Source organism: Streptomyces sp. NPDC045968 (assembly GCF_056430475.1).
Map to the genome: position 1 here is coordinate 184,812 of NZ_JBWKLF010000006.1, position 20,256 is coordinate 205,067.

The window sequence follows — 20,256 nt, forward strand, 5'->3', positions numbered from 1 at the left end:
CTGACGACAAGTGGCCCCTCCGCAGGAAGGGCCCGTGGGACCGCTCTGCGCAGATACGCGCAGCACGAGAGCACGGAGAGGTGCGGGACGCTGTGACCGTTTATCCGTTCACGTCGCATGCCGTGGTGCATTCGGGCGCCGCGCGAGTGACGCTCGCCGGCGAACTCGACCTGGACACCGCCTTCCACGTCCGGGAGGCGGTAACGGCATGTCTGGCCAAGCGGCCGACGAGTCTCTGCCTCGATCTGACCGGGGTCTCCTTCTGCGACTGCGTCGGCCTGAGCGCCTTGCTCACGGCACGGATGTGCGTTCTCCGGGCAGGCGCGGATCTTGTCGTGGAAGGAATCGGACCCCAGTTGGCACGGTTGCTCTCCCTCATCGAGGCCGACGGCATCCTCACCGAGAGGAACGAGCCCGCGAACGCGGGGCCGGCGCGCCGCGCCTCGGAAACGGCCACGACTCGCCGTGACGCGGAAACGGCGGCCACCGTGGAGTCACGACGCCGGGACCTTCTGGCATGATCATGCGGTCCGCCACCTGCAAGGATGCACCGATGCCTTCACCTTCCCCGCGCAGCCGACCGGTCAGGATTCTGCTGGTCGAGGACCACGACATGGTGGCTGAGGCGATATGCCTCGCCCTGGAGCGCTCGCCCGATCTGCAGATCGTGGCGCGCGCGGCGTCGGTGGCGTCGGCACTGGCCGACGCGAGGCGATGCGAGCCGGACGTCGTACTGATGGACCGGCGCCTGCCGGACGGTGACGGGGTCACCGCCATCGCCGATCTCCTGGCACTCGTGCCGGATGCGCGCGTCCTGGTCCTGGCGGGCGAGGGCAGCGGGTCGGTGGCCGCGCGCGTCGCGGAGTTGGGCGGAGCCGGTCTGATCCTGAAGGCCCGCGGTCTGAGCGAACTGGAGGACGCTGTTCGTCGGGTGGCAGCGGGTGAGGTGGTGTTCAGCCAGGACCTGCTGGGCGACGTGCTGGAACGGCTGACCGGCAGAGTGCCGGGGCTCGGCGCGAATCTGACTCCGCGGGAGCGCGAAGCCCTTCATCTCCTGGGGGAAGGCCGCACCACCGCGGAGATCAGCGAACAGCTGGGGGTCGCCCTCAACACGGGGCGCAACCACGTCCAGCGGGTGCTGGAGAAACTGGGAGCGCGTTCCCAGCTGGAAGCCGTGACCATCGCGCGACGTGAAGGGCTCCTGAAGTGACAGAGGAGCATACGCAGGTGCGGAAGCAGGCGGCCCCCTTGTCGGAGGCGGCCTTCACCCTGCTGGTTCAGGGGGTGCTGGACTACGGCATCTTCATGCTCGACCCGCAGGGCTACATCATCAGTTGGAACGCAGGGGCGCAGCGGATCAAGGGCTACAGTGCCGCGGACATCCTCGGACGGCACTTCTCGGTCTTCTACCCGCCCGAGGACAAGTCGTCGGGCAAGCCGCAGTGGGAGCTGGAGACCGCCGTGGCCGAAGGCAGACTGGAGGACGAGGGCTGGCGCGTCCGCAAGGACGGCTCCCGTTTCTGGGCGAACGTGGTCATCACCGCCTTGTGGGACGACGAAGGCGTACTGCAGGGATTCGGCAAGGTCACCCGTGACATGTCCGAACGGCGGGCGGCGGAGGACGCCCTCATCGAGCGACGGCGGTTGTTCGATCACCTGGTCCAGGCGCAGGAGACGGAACGACGCCGCATCGCGTGGGATGTCCACGACGACTCCATCCAGGCCATGGTCGCCGTCGGCATGCGGCTGGAACTGCTGGCGGAGCGCGTGCCGGAGGCGCATGCCGCGGAACTGCGGCGTCTCGACGCATCGGTGCGCGAGGCCATCGGCCGCCTGCGCAGTCTGACCTTCCGGCTGCATCCGCCGGGGATCGACAGGCATGGCCTCGTCGAAGCGCTTTCCAGTCACTTGGACGACGTCGTGGGCTCCTCCTGGGGGATGGCCTACTCGTTCGAACACCAGCTGGACCGAGCACCCACGCCCGAGACGGCCATCACCATCTTCCGCATCGTCCAGGAAGCACTGCTGAACGTGCACAAGCACGCGCGTGCGAGCAAGGTCGACGTCCGTGTCGCGTCGGCCGACAGGGGCATCGTGACGCGTGTCGTGGACGACGGAACCGGCGCGCCGATGTCCCAGGACGGCACCCGCGATCATTTCGGGGTCATCGAGATGCGGGAGAGAGCCGAGACGGCGGGAGGCTGGTGGTCCATGCACAGCCGGCCCGGAACGGGGACGACAGTCGAGTTCTGGGTGCCGAATCCGCTTCCGGTTCCGACGCCGACGGACGACGCGGCGTGACCGCGGCGAGACCGGACAGCGCCCCCGGCGCACCGTTCAGCGTGATCCTGTGTGATGACAACGTGATGCTGCTGGAGACCCTGAACGAGGTCGTAGGGGCGCAGCCCGATCTGAAGGTCGTGGGCACCGCGTGCAACGGCGAGCAGGCGCTTGGGCTCGCTGACCGTCATCAACCGGACCTCGTGATCCTGGACGTCCGCTTCCCCGGCGGCGGCCCCTCCGTCGCCAGGGACATCACACGGTGTTCACCGGCCAGCCGCATCGTGGCGTTCTCCGCCTACGACGACAAGGGTTCGGTCGAGCAGATGCTGAGCGCCGGCGTTTCCGAGTACGTGCTCAAGGGTGTGAGCAATCGGGAACTCCTCGCGGCTCTGCGCCGGGCGGCGGAAGGCCTCAGACCATGATGAGCAGGCGCGTCTTCGCCTTGAGCTTCCGGTTCACCGAGCGGCTCTGCACGTATACCTCCAGCTTGGGATTGTTCCCCGCCTTCACGGAGACGGTCCCCTGGATACCCGTACCGAAGAGAAGGCTGCGCGCCGCGTCGCCCGTGTAGGCGCGGTCGGTGTCCTTCTCGACCACGATGACCTCCTTGTCGGGCTGGACCTGGACCCGGGTGCCCAGCTGGTAGTAGCACGAGCCGCGTTCGTACGTCACGCCCGGATGCGAATCGACGAAGGCACGGATCTCCGCCTCCTTGTCGACCTTCAGGAGCCGGTACCTGTCGGCCGAGATCGGTTCGAGGTTCGCCCGTACCTCGTCGACCGATATGCCCTGGCCGACGGCGAACAGGTTCTTCGTGCCGCGCACGCCCTGCTCGCGGCCCCGGAGGAAGCTGGTGGCGGCGGCGCGCACGGTGCCGATCGCCTCCTCGACGCCCTCCTGGGAATCCGCGTCCCAGATGGCGATGTTCCCGGCGGGGAAGCCGTAGTTCTGGGCGGTTCGCTTGGCCAGGGAGTTCGGAACGAGGATCGCGGAGGTCCAGTGGCCCGGAAGCGTGCCCATCTTCGCCGCGATCCTGTCGAGCCAGGGGCCGAGGACGGCCATGTCGCCGTCGTGCCGCCGGTCGCCGCCGGAGGCGTTCTCCTCGCCGTCCGTCACCACGATCTGCAGGAAGCTGTGCTCGCCGTACTCCTCCCAGATGTGGCCCAGGTCGTCCAGGGACTTCAGAGAGGCCTCGATGAGGGCCGTGGCGCCGTTCTTGACCTTGTACAGCCCCCGCATGGACGGCAGATGCTTCACGTCCATGTCCCAGACGAGGTTCTCCACCTTGTGGTCGAAGGAGTAGAGGCTGATCCGGGTCTCGTGGCCGAGGCTGTCCGACTCCGCCTTCAGGCCGGCCACGAACTCGTCCACCACGCGGATGAGCTGACCCTGGTGCTGATGCATGGAACCTGAACAGTCCACTACCAGCGCGACGTGATTCACCTTGTGGTTGATCTTGTTGGTGGACATGCTTCTGATCCCCTTTCAGGGCTCCCCGAGTGATGACCTCACACTATGGGGAGGCACTGACAGTGGAGCGTGACGGACGATCAGCCGCCCTGCCCACGGCACCGGGCCCCTCAGCGCAGCCGGAACACCGGGCCTCGCGGAGTGAACGGCAGCGAGGCTCCCTCGGGAATCAGGAAGGCGTGCTCGCGCTGGATGCGCAGCGTGTCGCACCAGCCGTCGGTGATGACGAGTACCGGGGCGGCGGGCGGGAAGTCGTCGGCCCTCTGCAACAGGTCGACGCCCGGCTGCAGTTCGGTGCCGCCCCGGCCACGCACCCGGACCCGGCCCGCGATCTCGGCCGACGGCAGATAGCCTGCGTCGTACGGGGCCGCGTCGCAGAAGACCACGCGCGCCGCGGGGACGTCGCGCGCCTGCGCGTACGAGGCGATGGCGCCCAGAGCCTTGCCGAGGAGGCCGCTGTCCATCGAGCCGGAGGTGTCGAGCACGACTCCGAAGGTGCAGCGGGCCGTCTCCTGAGGAGGGAAGTACCGGCCCGCGCGCGGGATGCCGGGGGTCGACGCCTGCCGTCGTGCGGGGCGGGCGTAGGACCGTACGGGTTCCGGTCGGGGGACGTACTCGTCGAACCAGCGGGCGAGCCTCGCGTCCCACGGCACCGGCGGGTGGGCCAGCGCCCGGATCTCCTGGATCAGCCCGGCCGGCAGGAGGCCGCGCCGGCCGTACTGATGCAGATCGAAACCCTGGGCCAGACCGCGCCGGTAGAACTCGTCGAGGTCGGTGTAGGGGCGGGCTTCCGCGTGCGGCAGCGCCTCGCCGAGGATGTCGCCGGCGCCCTTTCCGCGCAGTGTCGCGAGCCGCCGCTGACGGCGCAGGTCGACCACGATGCGGTCGTACACCTCCTCGGCGGACAGGTCCCGCAGGTCCGGGTCGTACAGCAGCCCCTCGGGCATGTCGCCGACGCGCATCTGGACGAGCCAGTCGTTGACGACGTAGTCGGCCGCGACGTTGAAGAGGAGCGGATCACGGCCGCCGCTGCGTTCGCCGTGGCGCAGCGCGGCGTGCAGCATCTCGTGGGCCAGGACGAAGCGCCATTCCTCGTCGGTGAACGTGCGCAGCGGGTTGATGTAGATCTCGCCCGCGGCGGAGCTCACGGCGGCGATCGCGATGCCCTGGGCACGGGCCAGTTCGGCATCGGCCACGACGGTGAGGCCCGCGGCGAGTCCGCCGAGCAGCGGGTACGAGGAGACGAACCAGTTCATGGCCCGGTTCCAGGCGCGCTGCGGCGCGCGCTCCCCGGTGTCGCGGTCGAGGCGTCCGCCCGCCACGTCCATGGCGGTGGAGATGCTCCGGGTGAGGGCGTGCGCGAAGGCGGTCTCCCAGTCCGGGACAGAGGTGTTCCACACCCGCCACGTCGTGAGGACCTGGTCCGGGTGCCCGCCCGCGGTGCCGCAGAGTTCATAGGCGGCGGGGATGCCGTCGCGGCGCCAGCGGGCGGCGAGCTGTGCCTCGTCGCCACCGGGGTACGACTCCGGCAGGTGGCCGGGGGGCCGGCCTGCCCGGAAGGTGAGCAGGAAGCGGTTGACGACCGTGCAGCGGGCGGCGAGGTCGAAGCGGTCGGGCTGCTCGCGCGGGTCGTCCGTGGCGGCCGGTACGTGCCCGAAGCCCAGATGCAGCAGGCAGTGGGCCAGGACCCAGGCCCACTCGGCGGGGTCCGCCCGTTTGGTGGGATGCACGTGGATGGTGCCGTCGGAGGTGACGGCCGCCAGTCCCCCGGCCGGGGTCGAGGCACACCTTGCCTGTCTGCAGACGGACGCTTCGAGAGCGGCGAAGGCCGGGTTCCGCTTGACCATCGCGAGTCCCGCCGCGAAGGCCTCGGTGGCCGGGTCGGACGCGCCCCCCTTGTGCTTTCTCCCGCCCTTGCCGTTCGCCCCGCCGGCCGTGGCGTTCATCGCCGGGCCTCGACCAGCCTCGGCATGTCGCGTGCCGCCTCGACGAGGAACCAGGCGGGCAGCACCGGGTGACCGTCGGCGTCGTCCGCGATGACGGTCTGCGCGACCTCGACCGAGATCTCGGCGAGCTGTACGAGCAGCGACTTGGCCCGGTAGGAGGTCTGCCGCATCGCGGGCGAGACGTGCTCCTTCTGCCGCGGCAGCTCCTTCACCAGCCGTCCGCGGAACGCCTCGGCCAGGTAGTAGAGGAGGTCGCGGTCCTCCAGCCGGGCGGGCCAGGAGGCGTCGCCCTTGAGGATCGCCTCGATACCGAAGGTATGGCGCACGATCTTCGCGTAGCCGCAGAAGGAGACGGCGTGTGCGGGTGTCAGCGTGCCGTGCACGATCACCTTCAGCGTCTCCTCGTCGATGCCCGGCCCGAAGGAGTGCAGGGCGTCGGAGAGCATGTGCCAGGAGCGGGGCGTGGAGAACGGCTCCTCGGTCTTGGGCGGCTGCGACCACAGGTGGTCGGGGCGGTCGACGAGGTAGTCCGTCACCCAGGGGTGGATGCCGTTCTCCCCCGCCCATACGAGCCAGTCAGCCGCCGAGGCCCGCAGATGGACGTGGGTGAGCCGGTTGACCAGGGCGGAGGCGATGGGCCGTGCCAGCGCGTTGTCGGTGGCGCGGTTGCCGGCTCCGATGACGATCGAGCCGGCGGGCAGCTCGTAGGACCCGATCCGCCGGTCCAGGATCAGTGAGTAGAAGGCCTTCTGGACATCGGGGGTCGCGGCGTTGAGCTCGTCGAGGAACAGGCAGTACGGCTCGTCGCGCGCGATGATCTCCGGCGGGCAGAACACGGAACGTCCGTCACGGATCTGTGGCACACCGATCAGGTCCTCGGGCGCGAGCTGCGTCCCGAGGAGACTGACGCACTCCAGTCCCAGCGAGTCCGCGAACCTCCGCACGAGCGACGACTTGCCGATCCCTGGCGCTCCCCACAGGAACACGGGCCGCACGGTGGCGAGCCCGAGCAGCAGTTCGGGGATCTGGGCGGGAGTGACGGTGACGGCAGCCTGCACGCGGGGAGGCTCCTTCGGGGCTTGGGAGGGCGAGCTCGCCCAGTATGTGAGGCCCCGCGGCCCGCCGCAGCCGAATATCGGTCCGGCCGCTCCTGAGGAGTCCGTACGCGCCGATACGCTGTGCGGCGTGATCAACTCGTATGCGGGCCTTGACGATTCCGAGGTGGCGATAGCCGCCGCGCGCGCCGGCGCGGACGTGGTGCACGGGATGTACGGGCGCCGGCTCGCCCGTATCGACAAGGGGGCCGGGGACTTCGCCACCGCCGCCGACGTCGGGGCCGAGGAGGCGATCCTCGGCGTCATCCGTGCCGCCCGGCCCGATGACGCGGTGCTCGGCGAGGAGGGCGGGCAGCAGGGCTCCGCCGACGCGGTGCGCCAGTGGCTGGTCGACCCCCTGTGCGGCACGCTGAACTACGCCGTCGGCAACATGCTGGTCGCCGTCAACGTGGCGCTGCGCGACGGGGCGGCGGCCGTGGCCGACCCGTTCGGCGGGGACGTGTTCTTCACCGACGGCGAGAGCGCCCTGGTGCGCCACGACGGGGCAAATACGCCGCTGGTGCCCACGTCCGCCACCCGTCTGGTGGACGTCAACCTGGACCCGCCGTTCCCGAACGCTCCGGGCTTCCGGGCCGTCGGACTGCTGGGCCACCCGGGGTTCGTGGAGGCGTTCCGGCCGCGCGTCGTGTCCACGACGCTGGCGCTGGCCTGGGTGGCGGCGGGCAGGCGCGCCGCGTACGTCACCGATGGCGGCGACCTGTCAGGAAGCGTGCACTTCGCCGCCGGGATCGCTCTGTGCCGGGCGGCCGGCTGCGTGGTCACCGGGATCGACGGCGGCCCGCTCGGGCAGGCGGGCCGCGGGCTCGTCGTGGCCGCCGACGCGGAAACCCACGGGCTGCTGATGTCGCTGATCAGGAACCCCGCGTGACGGTGTTCGTGTGCCGCTCCCGGCCGGGGGCGGCGACTTCCTTTGGGCCTGGCAGGTGACTGGCGCCACCGGTCGGGGCGTCGTTCGTGGCGTGGACCGCGGAGGCTGTGTAGCGTCGGCTCCAGCTGTCGTGGTTCGGAAGGATCGGCCCGTGGACGAGAGTTCGCGGGCGTCGTGCTGTTCAGTGTCTCCGAGGACCATGGCGATCACCTCCGGTGCCCGTACGGTGCGGGCGCCGATTTCTGTGTCTGCTTGGAGGACAAAAATGGCCAGTGGAACCGTGAAGTGGTTCAACGCGGAAAAGGGCTTCGGTTTCATCGAGCAGGACGGCGGTGGCCCGGACGTGTTCGCCCACTACTCCAACATCGCCGCCCAGGGCTTCCGCGAGCTCCAGGAAGGCCAGAAGGTGAACTTCGACGTCACCCAGGGCCAGAAGGGCCCGCAGGCGGAGAACATCACCCCCGCCTGACGCCCGGAATCGGAGCGGGCCCCGCACACCAGCCGGCGGGGCCCGCTCGCTCGTTCAGCCATTCAGCCATTCAGCCGTCAGTCGTTCAGCCGGTCAGTCGTTCAGCCGTTCAGCCGTTCAGCCCGTGATGATCGCCGGGTCGCTGATGCCGGGGGCGCCCGTCTCCACGTGCCCGGCGAACCGCCGCCTGAAGGTGGTGTTCCCGTCGGAGACGACGGTCAGGTCGTACCAGCGCGCGCTCGCCCGCAGGTCGACCGTGTGGTTCACCGTGGCGCCCCTGACCACCTTGAACGTCTGCGAGGCGCCTCCGTAGGCGTTGCCCAGGGTGAGGTTCACGTCGGTGGCGCCCGGGTTCTTCATCGTCAGCACCACCGTTCCCGCGACGTTGTCGTGGCGGGCGGTCACTTCCGGGCCCGCGGTCGTGCCAGGTCCGCGGAAGGTGCGCAGGAAGCCGTTGGGGCCGTACACCCAGAGGTCGTACACGCCCTTCGAGTAGCTCGTGTTCCAGGTGTCGGTGAGCGTCTTACCGCGCTCGACGGTGTACGTCCACGGCCCGTCGGTGCGGTTCGGGGCGGTGACGTGGAAGCACGCGCCGGCCTGCGCGCCGGAGCCGAAGGACAGCGTGAACCGGCCCGTCGCGGGGGTCGCCGTGCCATCGGTCACCAGGGTGTACGGCAGCGGCCTGGAGGGGCGTGAGCCCGGTTCCTGGACGGGCAGGGTACCGACCGCGGGCGGCTTCGGTACGTAGCTGGGGTGCCGGTCGCCGTCCGGCGGCCGGTAGCCGTCGGTGCCGGGGAGCGAGGCCGGCGTCGTGTCCTTGAGGCCGAAGTCGAAGACCGAGGTGAGGTCGCCGCAGACGGCACGCCGCCACGGCGAGATGTTCGGTTCGCTCACCCCGAAGCGGCGCTCCATGAACCGGAGGATCGACGTGTGGTCGAAGACCTCCGAACACACGTAACCGCCCGTGCTCCAGGGCGAGACGGCGATCATCGGGACCCGCTGGCCCAGGCCGTAGACACCGGCGGCGTACCGCGAGTCGCCCGGGAAGAGGTCGAGGGCGGTGCTCACGGTGGAGAGCCCCTGGGCCGCGGAGGACGGCGGGTACGGCGGGACCAGGTGATCGAAGTAGCCGTCGTTCTCGTCGTAGGTGACGAAGAGGGCCGTCCTGCTCCACACCTCCGGATCGGAGGTCAGTGCGTCCAGGACCTGGGATATGTACCAGGCACCGTAGTTGGCAGGCCAGTTCGGGTGTTCGGAGAAGGCTTCCGGCGCCGCGATCCAGGAGATCTGCGGCAGTGTTCCGGCGCCGATGTCGGCCCGCAGGACGTCGAAGAGGCCGTCGCCCTTCGAGACGTCCGTGCCGGTGCGGGCCTTGTCGAACAGCGGATCGCCGGGCCTGGCGTTGCGGTACTTGTCGAAGTACAGCAGCGAGTTGTCGCCGTAGTTGCCGCGGTACGCGTCGTTGATCCAGCCCCAGGACCCGGCCGCGTCCAGGCCGTCGCCGATGTCCTGGTACACCTTCCAGGAGATCCCCGCCTGCTCCAGGCGTTCGGGGTACGTCGTCCAGCCGTAGCCGGCCTCCTCGTTGCCGAGGACGGGACCGCCGCCCTTGCGGTCGTTGCCCGTGTGCCCCGTCAGCATGTAGTAGCGGTTGGGGTCCGTGGCTCCGACGAAGGAGCAGTGGTACGCGTCGCAGACCGTGAACGCGTCGGCGAGCGCGTAGTGGAACGGGATGTCCTCCCGGGTCAGATACGCCATGGTGCCCGCGGACTTGGCGGGGATCCACTGGTCGTACCTGCCGTTGTTGAAGGCTCTGTGCCCGCCTGCCCAGTCGTGGTTGAGACCGGCGATGAACTGCATGCCGAGGTCGTCGGCGTCCGGGTGGTAGGGCAGGACGTCCTTGGCGCCGTCCGGCTGGTGCCAGACCGATTTCCCGCTCGGGAGCGTCGTGGGGCGCGGATCACCGAATCCGCGTACGCCCCTCATCGAGCCGAAGTAGTGGTCGAAGGACCGGTTCTCCTGCATCAGCACGACGATGTGCTCGACGTCCGCCAGGGTGCCGGCCACCCGCCGGGCGGGGATCGAGGCGGCGCGGGCGATGCTCTCCTGCAGGGCCGACAGGCCGGCGGTCGCGCCCGCGATCTGCAGGAAACGACGGCGATTCAGTTCAGGCATGCGGGTGGGGACCTCTCCGGAGTCGGGGGCAGAGACTTCTCTGGCGCGGTTCCAAGGGCAGCTGGCTGAAGGGGCGTCCGGGCGTCACCCGGGCCACGAAGCGCCGTATGCGGCAAGAACGGCCGGGGCCGCCCGCTCCATGACGGTGCGTCAGCCTAGGCGCCCCGCCCCCGCCGGTGCCCATGGATTCCGAAGAGTCCATGGGGCCGGTCCGGAAGTCCATGCCCGGGAAATCCCGCCAGCACTTGCCACGTATACGGGGTGGGGGTATACATGTCCTCACAGTCACGCATACCCCCCTGGGGTATGGAACCAACAGAGGGAGCAGCGACATGTCAACCGTCGACCCCCGGCGGTGGTGGGCACTCGCCGTGCTGGCCACCGCCCAGTTCATGGTCATCATGGACACCTCGATCATCGGGGTGGCCCTCCCCGAGATGCAGCGCGATCTGGGCTTCTCCCAGGGCGATCTGCAGTGGGTGTTCAACGCGTACGTCATCGCCTTCGGCGGCCTGCTGCTCCTGGGCGGGCGGCTCTCCGACCTCCTGGGCGCCCGCAAGGTCTTCACGGGCGGTTGGCTGATCCTGATCGCCGGATCGGTGGTCGCCGCCGCGGCGGGCGACGCCACCACCGAAATCGTCGGCCGCGCCGTGCAGGGCGTCGGCGGCGCCCTCATCGCACCCGCCTCGATGACCCTGCTGATGATCCTCTTCGGGCACAGCCCGAAGGAGCTCGGCAAGGCCCTCGCGTTCTACGGGGCCGCGGCCCCCGCCGGCGGCACCGCCGGTGTCTTCCTCGGCGGCGTCTTCACCGAATGGGCCAGCTGGCCCTGGGTGTTCATCATCTACATCCCGATCGGCGTCGCCACCCTGCTGGCCACCGGCCTCCTGCCCGCCGTCCGCGGCCGGCGCGGCGGCGTCGACGTCCTCGGCGCGACCGCCGTCACCGCAGGACTCGCCCTCGCCGTCTTCGCCCTGGTCCGCGCCCCCGAAACCGGCTGGGGCAGCACCCGGACCGTGCTCCAGCTCCTGGGCGCAGCAGCGCTGCTGGCCGCCTTCCTGCTGATCCAGCGCTCCGCCGGTACGCCGCTGATGCCGCTGAGCATCTGGCGCGTCCCCGGCCTCGGTGCCGCCAACGTGGCCATGGCCCTGCTCGGTGCCGCGTGGATTCCGATGTGGTACTTCCTCAACCTCTACCTTCAGCAGGTGCTCGGTTACGGGGCCTTCGCCAGCGGTGCGGCCCTGCTCCCCATGACCGTGCTCCTCATGATCTTCATGACGGCGATCACCGCACGTCTCCTCGGCCGCTTCGGCGCCAAGCCGCTCATCGCGGGCGGACTCCTCGTACTCGCCGGTGGTCTGCTGTGGCTCTCCGCCGTCGAACCGACCGGCACCTTCCTGGTCGACGTCCTGCCCGCCTCGCTCGTCGCCGCACTCGGCATGTCCCTCGCCTACATCCCGGCCATGATGGCCGCCATGTCCGGCGCGCCCCAGGAACAGGCGGGTCTCGCGTCCGGCATCGTCAACACGACCTACCAGGTCGGTTCGGCCCTCGGGCTCGCCGCGCTCACCGCCCTGGCCACCTCACGGGGCGCGGGCAGCCTCGGAGACCTGCCGGCCCTGACCGAGGGGTTCAGCTCCGCCTTCACGGGCGCAGCGGTGATCGCCACGGCCGGCGCGCTGCTCACCCTGGTGCTGATGCGGGGTGGCGGGAGGTCCGCGGCGGACGCCGGGCAGGACTCCGCACCCCGCGCACAGGACGCCCCGGTCACGTCATAACTCCTCCCCTTCCGGTCACGCAGGTCCGGCCCGCACCGAGTCAGGTGCGGGCCGGACCTGCGTCCGTTTTCCCCAGGGCCATTAGCGTGGCAGGCCGGAGTGGATTCCTGTTCGACGGCCACACGCTCGAATGCGAGAAATCCAGGCGTACAGCCTTCCATACGGCCCGAATTCACTCCTGACAGGCAGTCAGAACAGGCTGCCAAACGAGTGTGCCCCACATGGCCCTATGAGCGAGTCACGCGTGTTTTCTCGTCAACTGTCTGCCAAAGTGCACTTCTGTTTTACCCACTTGATCAGTCCTTGGAATCCAGCCGCCCACCTTGATGATTTCGATGACCCGGGCTTCCCCTGTTGACATTCCCTGCCGTCGGCGCCTTTTCGGGTCCCGTCCTTCGGGGGGCACGTGAGAAGAGAGCCATGCGTGCGGCAAAAGAGCTTTTCTGAAGAACGACAAGTGACAGTGCTCCATCTGGTCCAGCCGGTGGAGGGCGGCGTCGCCCGCGTCGTCACCGACCTCGTCAGGGCGCAGGCCCTGGCCGGCCTGCGGCCCGTGGTGGCCTGCCCGGCCGAAAGCCCGCTCGCGGCCGGAGCCGAGGCGGCGGGCGCCGACGTGCTCCCCTGGCCGGCCGTGCGCGACCCCGGCCCCCGGCTGGCCGCCGAAGTCGCCACCGCGGGCCGGCTCGTCCGGCAGTGCGGCCCTCAGATCGTGCACGCCCACAGCGCCAAGGCGGGCCTCGCGGGCCGGCTCGCGGTCCGGGGACGGATCCCCACGGTCTTCCAGCCGCACGCCTGGTCCTTCGAGGCCGTGGAGGGCCGGACCGCACGCATGGCCCTGAACTGGGAGCGGTTCGGGGCCCGTTGGAGCGATCACATCGTCTGTGTCAGCGAGTCCGAGCGTCGTACGGGCCAGCAGGCCGGCATCGCGGCCCGGTGGTCCGTGATCCACAACGGCATCGATCTCGGACACTTCCGTCCTGGCGGCCCGGCGGAGCGTGCCGCGGCCCGTGCCGCGCTCCCCCTGCCGGGCGGCATCGGCGCCGGGACGCCACTGGTCGTCTGCGTCGGCAGGCTCAGCCGGCAGAAGGGCCAGGACGTGCTGTTACGCGCCTGGCAGCGGCTGCGCGTCCCCGGCGCCCGGCTGGTCCTGGTGGGAGACGGACCCTGCGAGCGGCGGCTGCGTGACATGGCCCCCGCCGATGTGGTGTTCACGGGGGCGAGCCAGGACGTCCGCCCGTGGCTCCACGCCGCGGACGTCCTCGTGCTCCCCTCCCGGTGGGAGGGAATGGCGCTGGCCCCGCTCGAAGCCATGGCCTGCGGCAGACCGGTGGTGATGGCCGATGTGAACGGGGCCAGGGAGAGCCTGCCCCCCGGTCACGAAGCCCACTGCCTCGTACCCCCCGAGAATCCGGCGGCCCTCGCGGCCGCGCTCACCAGCCTCCTGACCGATCCGGCGCTGAGGGACGAGCTGGGCCGTACCGCCCTGACCCACACGCGATCCGTCTTCGACGTCCGGAAGACCGCAGGAGCCGTCCACCGCATCTATCAGGAACTTGTCGGCTTGTCCCGGCCCACGACGAGAGAGCGCACCGACCGATGACTACGGAGAGAGCCCCCGCACCCCGCGCTGCCCAGGCAACGGCCGAACCTCCCACGGCCTCCACCATCCACCCGCCTCGCCGGGGCACCGGTCACCGTCCCTCCCGGCGCACCGCACGCCGCTTCGGCGGACACGGGCCCTCCGGCCGGCTGCTGGCCGCCGACGCGCTGGCCCTCGGTCTCACCCCGGCCGTGCTGCCCGCGACCCCCTGGCCGCCGGCCGTGATCGCGGTCCAGGTGGCCGCACAACTGCTGCTGCACGCCCACCGGGGGCTGTACCGGCCGGGTCTTTCCACGTCCTGCCTCGCCGAACTGCCCGCGCTCCTCGGCCTCACCCTGCTCCAGTGGTTCGCCACCGCGGAAGTGCTGACCGCGTACGACCCGAGCTACGCGATCGGCTGGCAGGCGCTGGGACTCGCGGTCCTCACCCAGACCCTGCTGTGCTGCTCCGCCCGCGTCCTGGCCCACCGCTCGCGGCTCCGCTCCGCGGCCCGCGCCCCCCGGTCGGCCCTGGTCGTGGGGCACGGGCCGGTCGCCCACGAGGTCGCGGCCGCCCTGCACGGGCACCCCGAGTACGGGCTCCGGCCGGTCGGCCGGGTCGATCCCACGCCCGCCACCCCCGACGCCCCCGCGGCTCCCCCGGCCGGCGCCGCCCCGCTGCCCGTCCTGGTCACCCTGGAGGACGTCGGCCGCGCGGTCATCCAGAACAGCGTGCGCGACGCCTTCTTCACCACCGCCCCCGCGGCCACCCGCGACGGTGAAGCGCTCTTCGCGCTGCTGGCCGGGCACGGCTGCCGGATGTGGCTGATCAACGGCCCCGCGGCCGGGGCCTTCGCCCCGCGCGGGGCCGCCGCACGCCCCGACCACCTGTGGGGGTTCGCCGCGTACTCGCTGCACAACGGTGGCGGACGGCCGGTGGCGTACGCGGCCAAACGGACCATGGACGCCCTGCTGGCCGCGGTCGCCCTCCTCGCGACCGCACCCCTGCTCGCGGTCTGCGCGCTGGCCGTACGGATCTCCGACGGGCCCGGCGTGATCTTCCGCCAGGAGCGCATCGGACGGCACGAACGGCCCTTCGTCCTCCTGAAGTTCCGCACGATCAGGCCGGCCGACGCGCACGAGTCCGCCACCCGGTGGAACGTCGCCGCCGACCGGAACATGAGCCGCGTCGGCCGGCTGCTGCGCCGCACCTCCCTCGATGAACTGCCCCAGCTGTGGAACGTGCTGCGCGGCGACATGAGCCTGGTCGGTCCGCGCCCCGAACGCCCCTACTTCGTCGACCAGTTCAGCCGTCTGCACGCGGGCTACGGGGCCCGTCACCGGATGCCCGTCGGTATCACGGGGCTCGCGCAGGTGCACGGGCTGCGCGGCGACACGTCCATCGAGGACCGGGCCCGCTTCGACAACCACTACATCGAGACGTGGTCGCTCTGGCAGGACGTATGCGTCCTGGCGCGCACCGCCGGCTCCCTGTTCCGGCCGGGAGGCAGCTGACCGTGGCCGCCACCTGGACCGCCGAACCCGCCGCCGCCACTCTTCCGCGTCCACGGGTCCCCGCCGGCGCGGGCATCCCGCGCGCGGGACGGTGGACGCGGCAGTGGCCGCTGCTGCCGCTGATCGCGACCGTGCTGCTGCTCGCCCTTCCGGTCACGGACGCGGCGGCCGGCGAGGCACAGGTCACGCGCCCGGCCGACCTCGCATCGGGCGTCGCGGTACTGGTGTGCCTGGCCCGCCTGCTGTATCTCCGGCGGCGTCCGCTGACGCCGGCCGCCGCTCTCGTCCTCGGGCTGCCCGCGCTCGGCATCGCCGTGGCGACGGTCACCGCGGCGGACCCCTCCGCCGCCCTGCCCGGGTTCGTCCGCTACCTCCAGGTCTTCGTCCTCGTACCGGCCGCCGTGTTCCTCCTGGTCAGGGACGCCCAGGGCTTCCGGATCGTGGTCGGCGCCCTCGTGCTGCTGGCGCTCGTCCAGGGCGTGACGGGCCTTCACCAGTACGCCACCGGCACGGGCGCCTCCTACATGGGCGAGGACGTCCGGGCCGTGGGCACGTTCGGTCCCGGCGACATCATGGGGATGGCCACCGTCGTCGCCTTCGGTCTGCTCGCGGCCGCCACCTACGTACTCCGTACGCCGGAGGGCGCTCCTCGGTGGCTGCGGCCCTGCGCCCTCGGCGCGACCGCCGTGCTGCTCGTCGCCCTCGTGCTGTCCTTCAGCCGGGGCTCGTGGATCGCCACGGTGATCGCAGCGCTCGCTCTCATCGCCCTGACCGGAGCGCGCCAGGCCGTACGCGCCCTGGCGGTCCTGTGCGCCACCGGGGTCGTCCTCGTCGGCGGTCTCGGTATCGGCTCCGAGATGGTCTCGCAACGGCTCACCAGCATCACCGAGGTGACCGCCGCCCCCGACCAGTCGGTCACCGACCGGTACACCCTGTGGGCCGCCGCGGCGAGCATGTGGCGCGAGGAACCGGCGGCGGGCGTCGGCCTCAAGGGCTTCCCCGCGCACCGCGACGGGCACGCCTCGATCGCGCTCTCCGCCGGCAGCGACACGGCGGGCGCCGGTCAGGATTTCCGCAAGCAGCCGCTGCTCTCCCCGCACAACATGTATCTGCTCGTCCTCGGCGAGCAGGGACTGATCGGGCTCATCACCCTCGCCGGCAGCTGGCTGGCGATCCTCGTCGGCGGAGTGCGCAGGGTGATCACCGGGCGCGGGCGCGGGGACACGGCCGTGGACTGCGGACTCGTCGCGGCCGGGCTGATGCTGTGGCAGACCGTCGACTTCCTGTACGCGGACATCGGCGGCCCCTCGACCGTACTCACGGGAGTCGTGCTCGGCCTGGCCGCCTGGTGGGCGCTGGCCGAGCCGGAGAAGGCGCGGCCAGCGTGAACAACACCGGTATCGAGTCGGGTCCGCCGGTGGAGGCGCTCCCGGAACCCGGCCTCGTCCCGTCCCCTCCCCCTGGGAAGGCCGTCGCCCCCGGCCCCGGCACGGCGGCGACCGGGGGCGCGGAGGCACCCGGGCTCGGCCGGTTCCTCGCCCGGGCCGCCGCCGTCACGGCCGGGCTGACCGTGGCCGGGGCCGTTCTCGGGCTCGTACGCGACCAGGCCATCGCCCACCTCTTCGGCGCGAGCGGTGCCAGCGACGCGTTCCTGATCGCCTGGACCGTGCCCGAGATGGCCGCCACCGTACTGATCGAGGACGGGATGGCGCTGCTGCTCGTCCCGGCGTTCAGCCACGCCCTGGCGCGCCGGGCGGCGGGCACCGGCCGGAAGCGGGAGCGCGCCACCGGCGGCGCGGACGACCCTGTACGGGAGCTGATCTCGGCCACCCTGCCCCGGCTGTCCGCGCTGCTCGCCTGTGCCGCCGCGCTGCTGGCGCTGGGCGCCCCGTGGGTCGTGGGAATCCTGGCGCCCGGTCTGAGTGATCCGCGGCTCGCCGTCGACTGCACCCGCCTGACGTCCGTCACCGTGCTCACCTTCGGTCTCACCGGCTATCTCAGCGCGGCCCTGCGCGCCCACCGCAGCTTCCTGCCGCCCGCCGGGGTCTACGTGGCGTACAACGTCGGCATCATCGGCATGATGTTCGCTCTGCACTCCCTCTGGGGTGTGCGCGCGGCGGCGGCGGGTGTCGCCGTCGGCAGTGTCCTGATGATCCTCACCCAGCTCCCCGCGTTCGCACGGCTCATGCCCGCCCGGACGTCCGGTGCCGGACGGGGCCGGCGCCCGGGTGCCGGTCGGCGATTCGCCGGGGCGGCTCCTCCGCTGCTGGGTGCCACGGTCCTCGCCCCGGTCGTGATCTTCGTGGTGAGCCGTCAGGCGCAGGTCCTGGTCGAGCGCTTCCTCGCCTCCTCGCTGCCGGCCGGCGCCATCTCGCACCTGAACTACGCGCAGAAGGTCGCGCAGATGCCGATGGTGCTCTCGCTGATGATCTGCACGGTGACCTTCCCCGTCGTCGCGCGCGCCATGGCCAACGGCGACCGGGAGAAGGCCCGCGACCGGGTCGAGCGCGACCTCGCGCTGGCCGGTCTGGTCGTCCTGGCCGGGACGGCGATGGTGCTCGGGTACGCGCCCCAGATCGTCGAAGTCCTCTTCCAGCGGGGGGCGTTCGACGCGCTGGACACCCGGGCGACGGCCGACGCCATGCGGGTGTACGCGCTGGGGCTCCTCGGCCACTCGCTCGTGGGGGCGCTGAGCCGGCCGTACTTCTCCGCCGGGCGGCCGACCTGGTTCCCGGTCTTCGCGATGGCCACCGGACTCCTGGTCACCACGGGTGCCGGATTCGCCATGACCCACCGGTTCGGCGTCAACGGCATCGCGGCGGCCAACGCCGTCGGGATCAGCACGGCGGCGATGCTGCTGCTCATGGGACTCGGTACGCGCGTGGTCGCCATCCGGGTGGGGGCCGTCAGCCTCTCGCTGGTCCGGCTGGCCGGCGCCGCCGCGGTAGCCGGGGGCGCGGGCTGGCTGGCGGCGCCCCTGGTGTCCGACCCCCTCCTGAGCGTGGCCGGCGGCTGCGTCCTCGTACCGGTCCTGTTCCTCCTGGCCGGGCTCCTGTTCAGAGCTCCGGAAGTCGTTCACCTGCTGACCCTCACCCGACGGAGGTTGCTTCATGGCCGCTGACCCATCGGCTCGTGCCGACTCGCGCTCCGCCCGGCTCAGACAGCCCGCGTGTGCCCAGCCGTGGATCCTGACGTACCACTCCGTGTGCGAGCGGACGAGCGACCCGTACGGCATCACCGTCTCCCCCGAGCGGCTGGACCGGCAGCTGGCCTGGCTGCGGCGCCGCCACTACACCGGCGTGAGCGTCGCCACGCTGCTGCGCGCCCCCGCCGAGGGCCGGCGCGGGCTCGTCGGGCTGACCTTCGACGACGGCTACGCCGACTTCGTCCGCGAGGCCCTTCCGGTGCTCCGGCGCCACGGCTGCTCGGCGACCGTGTTCGTCCTGCCCGGCCGGCTCGGCGGCTCCAACGAATGGGACCGGCCCGGCCCGCACAAGCCGCTCCTCACCGCCGAGGGCATCCGGGCCGCCGCCGACGCGGGGATGGAGATCGGCTCGCACGGTCTGCGGCACCGGGATCTGACGTCGCTCTCCGGCGCCGAACTGCGCCTGGAGACGTACCGCAGCCGGGAGTTGCTGCACGACATCACCGGCGTCGTCCCCGAGGGTTTCTGCTACCCGTACGGGGCGGTCGACGAGCGGGTGGCCGATGCGGTGCGCGACGCGGGGTACGGCTACGGCTGCGCCATCACCCCCGGTCCGCTGCTCGGCCCGTTCACCCTGCCGCGTACCCACATCAGCCACGCGGACCGCGCGGTACGCCTCCGGGCCAAGGACGTGCGCCACCGGCTGCGGTACCGGGCGGGAGCGGCCCCCGGCCGGCTGCCCGAGACCGCGACCGCGGTTTCCGGTGAGCGCCGATGAGGGCCCTGCACATCATCACCGGCCTCGGGATCGGCGGCGCCGAGCAGCAACTGCGGCTGCTGCTGCGCCACTTGCCGGTGTCCTGCGACGTCGTCACGCTCACCAACCCCGGTGCGGTGGCGGACGGGCTGCGCGCCGACGGCGTACGCGTCACCGATCTGGGGATGAAGGGCAACCGCGACGTCGCGGCGCTGCCGAGGCTGGCCCGGATCATCCGGCGGGGGACCTACGACCTCGTCCACACCCATCTCTACCGCGCCTGTGTCTACGGGCGGATCGCCGCCCGGCTGGCCGGGGTCCGCGCCACGGTCGCCACCGAACACTCCCTGGGCCACGCGGAGATCGAGGGGCGTCCCCTCACCCGCTCCACGCGCGCGCTCTACCTGCGGACGGAGCGGCTCGGCTCGGCCACGGTCGCCGTGTCCTCCACCGTCGCGGGACGGCTGCGGGACTGGGGTGTGCCCGCGGCGCGGATCCACCTCGTACCCAACGGGATCGACGCGGAGCGCTTCCGGTACGACGACGCGCGACGACGGGCCGTCCGTGCGCTGCTGGACCTCCCCGACGACGCCTTCGTGGTGGGGGGCGTCGGCCGGCTCGTCCCCGGCAAACGCTTCGACGTCCTGGTCCGGGCCGTCGCCGCGCTGCCCGGCGCCCATCTCCTGCTGGCCGGGGACGGGCCGGAACGCGGCCCGCTGACCGCCCTCGCGGAGCGGCTCGGAGCGGCCGGCCGGATCCGGCTGCTCGGCGAGTGCGACGAGGAGCGGCCAGGCGCGGGGCCGGGCGTGCCCGCGCTGCTCAGCGCCATGGACACCTTCGTCTCGACGTCGCGCGAGGAGTCCTTCGGTCTGGCCGTCGTCGAAGCGCTGGCCGCCGGGCTGCCCGTACTGCACGCCGCGTGCCCCGCGATCGAGGATCTGCCCGCGGACCAGTCCTGGGGCACCACCCGCATCACGGGCCACGCCGAGGAGCTGACAGCGGCCCTGCGGCAGCGGATGCGGGCGGGACCTCACCGGCTGCCGCCGCCCCCGGCCGTCGGCCACTACGACATCAGACGCAGCAGCGGACACCTCATGGACGTCTACGAGCGCGCCCTGAGCGGGCGCTGAGGTTCCGGGCCGCCCCTCCCCTCAGCA

At 71.5% G+C, this 20,256-nt stretch carries 17 protein-coding genes; 13 read left to right on the top strand and 4 right to left on the bottom strand.

From position 1 onward, the window contains the following. Positions 1–92: 92 nt before the first annotated feature. From AC07FA_RS19135 to AC07FA_RS19150, 4 genes are read left to right on the top strand one after another with little or no spacing between them, the layout of a single operon-like run. Complete coding sequence (locus AC07FA_RS19135; protein WP_479076848.1) at positions 93–521, top strand: STAS domain-containing protein; 429 nt, start codon at positions 93–95, stop codon at positions 519–521. 32 nt (positions 522–553) lie between these two features. Then, positions 554–1,210, top strand: a complete 657-nt coding sequence (locus AC07FA_RS19140) for a response regulator transcription factor (RefSeq protein ID WP_479076850.1) — start codon at positions 554–556, stop codon at positions 1,208–1,210. Continuing rightward, a complete protein-coding gene (locus AC07FA_RS19145) occupies positions 1,207–2,301 on the top strand; it encodes a sensor histidine kinase (RefSeq protein ID WP_479076851.1) in 1,095 nt (364 codons plus the stop codon). Before AC07FA_RS19140 ends, AC07FA_RS19145 begins: the two co-directional genes overlap by 4 nt. Continuing rightward, a complete protein-coding gene (locus AC07FA_RS19150; RefSeq protein ID WP_479076852.1) occupies positions 2,298–2,705 on the top strand; it encodes a response regulator in 408 nt (135 codons plus the stop codon). Before AC07FA_RS19145 ends, AC07FA_RS19150 begins: the two co-directional genes overlap by 4 nt. On the opposite strand, the gene AC07FA_RS19155 is transcribed toward AC07FA_RS19150, so the two are convergent. The 3 genes from AC07FA_RS19155 to AC07FA_RS19165 form a co-directional block, all read right to left on the bottom strand. After that, the gene (locus AC07FA_RS19155; protein ID WP_479076854.1) at positions 2,695–3,753 is read right to left on the bottom strand and encodes a vWA domain-containing protein; all 1,059 of its coding nucleotides are present in this window, start codon (positions 3,751–3,753) and stop codon (positions 2,695–2,697) included. The two genes, AC07FA_RS19150 and AC07FA_RS19155, sit on opposite strands and share 11 nt — an antisense overlap. A 110-nt stretch (positions 3,754–3,863) precedes the next feature. After that, positions 3,864–5,699, bottom strand: a complete 1,836-nt coding sequence (locus tag AC07FA_RS19160) for a vWA domain-containing protein (RefSeq protein WP_479076855.1) — start codon at positions 5,697–5,699, stop codon at positions 3,864–3,866. Further along, positions 5,696–6,757, bottom strand: a complete 1,062-nt coding sequence (locus AC07FA_RS19165; RefSeq protein WP_479076856.1) for an ATP-binding protein — start codon at positions 6,755–6,757, stop codon at positions 5,696–5,698. Before AC07FA_RS19165 ends, AC07FA_RS19160 begins: the two co-directional genes overlap by 4 nt. A gap of 127 nt (positions 6,758–6,884) precedes the next feature. On the opposite strand from AC07FA_RS19165, the gene AC07FA_RS19170 reads away from it, so the two are divergent. Continuing rightward, on the top strand, positions 6,885–7,682 hold the full coding sequence (locus AC07FA_RS19170) for an inositol monophosphatase family protein (RefSeq protein ID WP_479076858.1): 798 nt from the start codon (positions 6,885–6,887) through the stop codon (positions 7,680–7,682). A 265-nt stretch (positions 7,683–7,947) separates the two neighbouring features. Then, a complete protein-coding gene (locus AC07FA_RS19175; RefSeq protein ID WP_037908938.1) occupies positions 7,948–8,151 on the top strand; it encodes a cold-shock protein in 204 nt (67 codons plus the stop codon). A gap of 117 nt (positions 8,152–8,268) precedes the next feature. Here the strand turns inward: AC07FA_RS19175 and AC07FA_RS19180 are convergent, their stop codons facing one another. Continuing rightward, positions 8,269–10,326: a phosphocholine-specific phospholipase C gene (locus AC07FA_RS19180; protein WP_479076859.1), complete on the bottom strand. Its 2,058-nt coding sequence runs from the start codon at positions 10,324–10,326 to the stop codon at positions 8,269–8,271. A 332-nt stretch (positions 10,327–10,658) separates the two neighbouring features. On the opposite strand from AC07FA_RS19180, the gene AC07FA_RS19185 reads away from it, so the two are divergent. From AC07FA_RS19185 to AC07FA_RS19215, 7 genes are all read left to right on the top strand, one after another. Next, complete coding sequence (locus AC07FA_RS19185) at positions 10,659–12,104, top strand: MFS transporter (protein WP_479076860.1); 1,446 nt, start codon at positions 10,659–10,661, stop codon at positions 12,102–12,104. Between the two features lie 457 nt (positions 12,105–12,561). Beyond that, a complete protein-coding gene (locus AC07FA_RS19190; RefSeq protein WP_479076862.1) occupies positions 12,562–13,704 on the top strand; it encodes a glycosyltransferase family 4 protein in 1,143 nt (380 codons plus the stop codon). Beyond that, positions 13,701–15,197: an exopolysaccharide biosynthesis polyprenyl glycosylphosphotransferase gene (locus AC07FA_RS19195; protein WP_479076863.1), complete on the top strand. Its 1,497-nt coding sequence runs from the start codon at positions 13,701–13,703 to the stop codon at positions 15,195–15,197. Before AC07FA_RS19190 ends, AC07FA_RS19195 begins: the two co-directional genes overlap by 4 nt. A 2-nt stretch (positions 15,198–15,199) precedes the next feature. Next, complete coding sequence (locus tag AC07FA_RS19200) at positions 15,200–16,585, top strand: O-antigen ligase family protein (RefSeq protein ID WP_479076865.1); 1,386 nt, start codon at positions 15,200–15,202, stop codon at positions 16,583–16,585. Next, a complete protein-coding gene (murJ, locus tag AC07FA_RS19205) occupies positions 16,582–18,318 on the top strand; it encodes a murein biosynthesis integral membrane protein MurJ (RefSeq protein WP_479076866.1) in 1,737 nt (578 codons plus the stop codon). Before AC07FA_RS19200 ends, murJ begins: the two co-directional genes overlap by 4 nt. Then, positions 18,308–19,120: a polysaccharide deacetylase family protein gene (locus tag AC07FA_RS19210; protein WP_479076868.1), complete on the top strand. Its 813-nt coding sequence runs from the start codon at positions 18,308–18,310 to the stop codon at positions 19,118–19,120. The genes murJ and AC07FA_RS19210 overlap by 11 nt, the downstream gene beginning before the upstream one ends. Then, positions 19,117–20,229, top strand: coding sequence for a glycosyltransferase (locus tag AC07FA_RS19215; RefSeq protein WP_479076870.1), 1,113 nt, complete (start codon positions 19,117–19,119; stop codon positions 20,227–20,229). Before AC07FA_RS19210 ends, AC07FA_RS19215 begins: the two co-directional genes overlap by 4 nt. Positions 20,230–20,256: the final 27 nt, after the last annotated feature.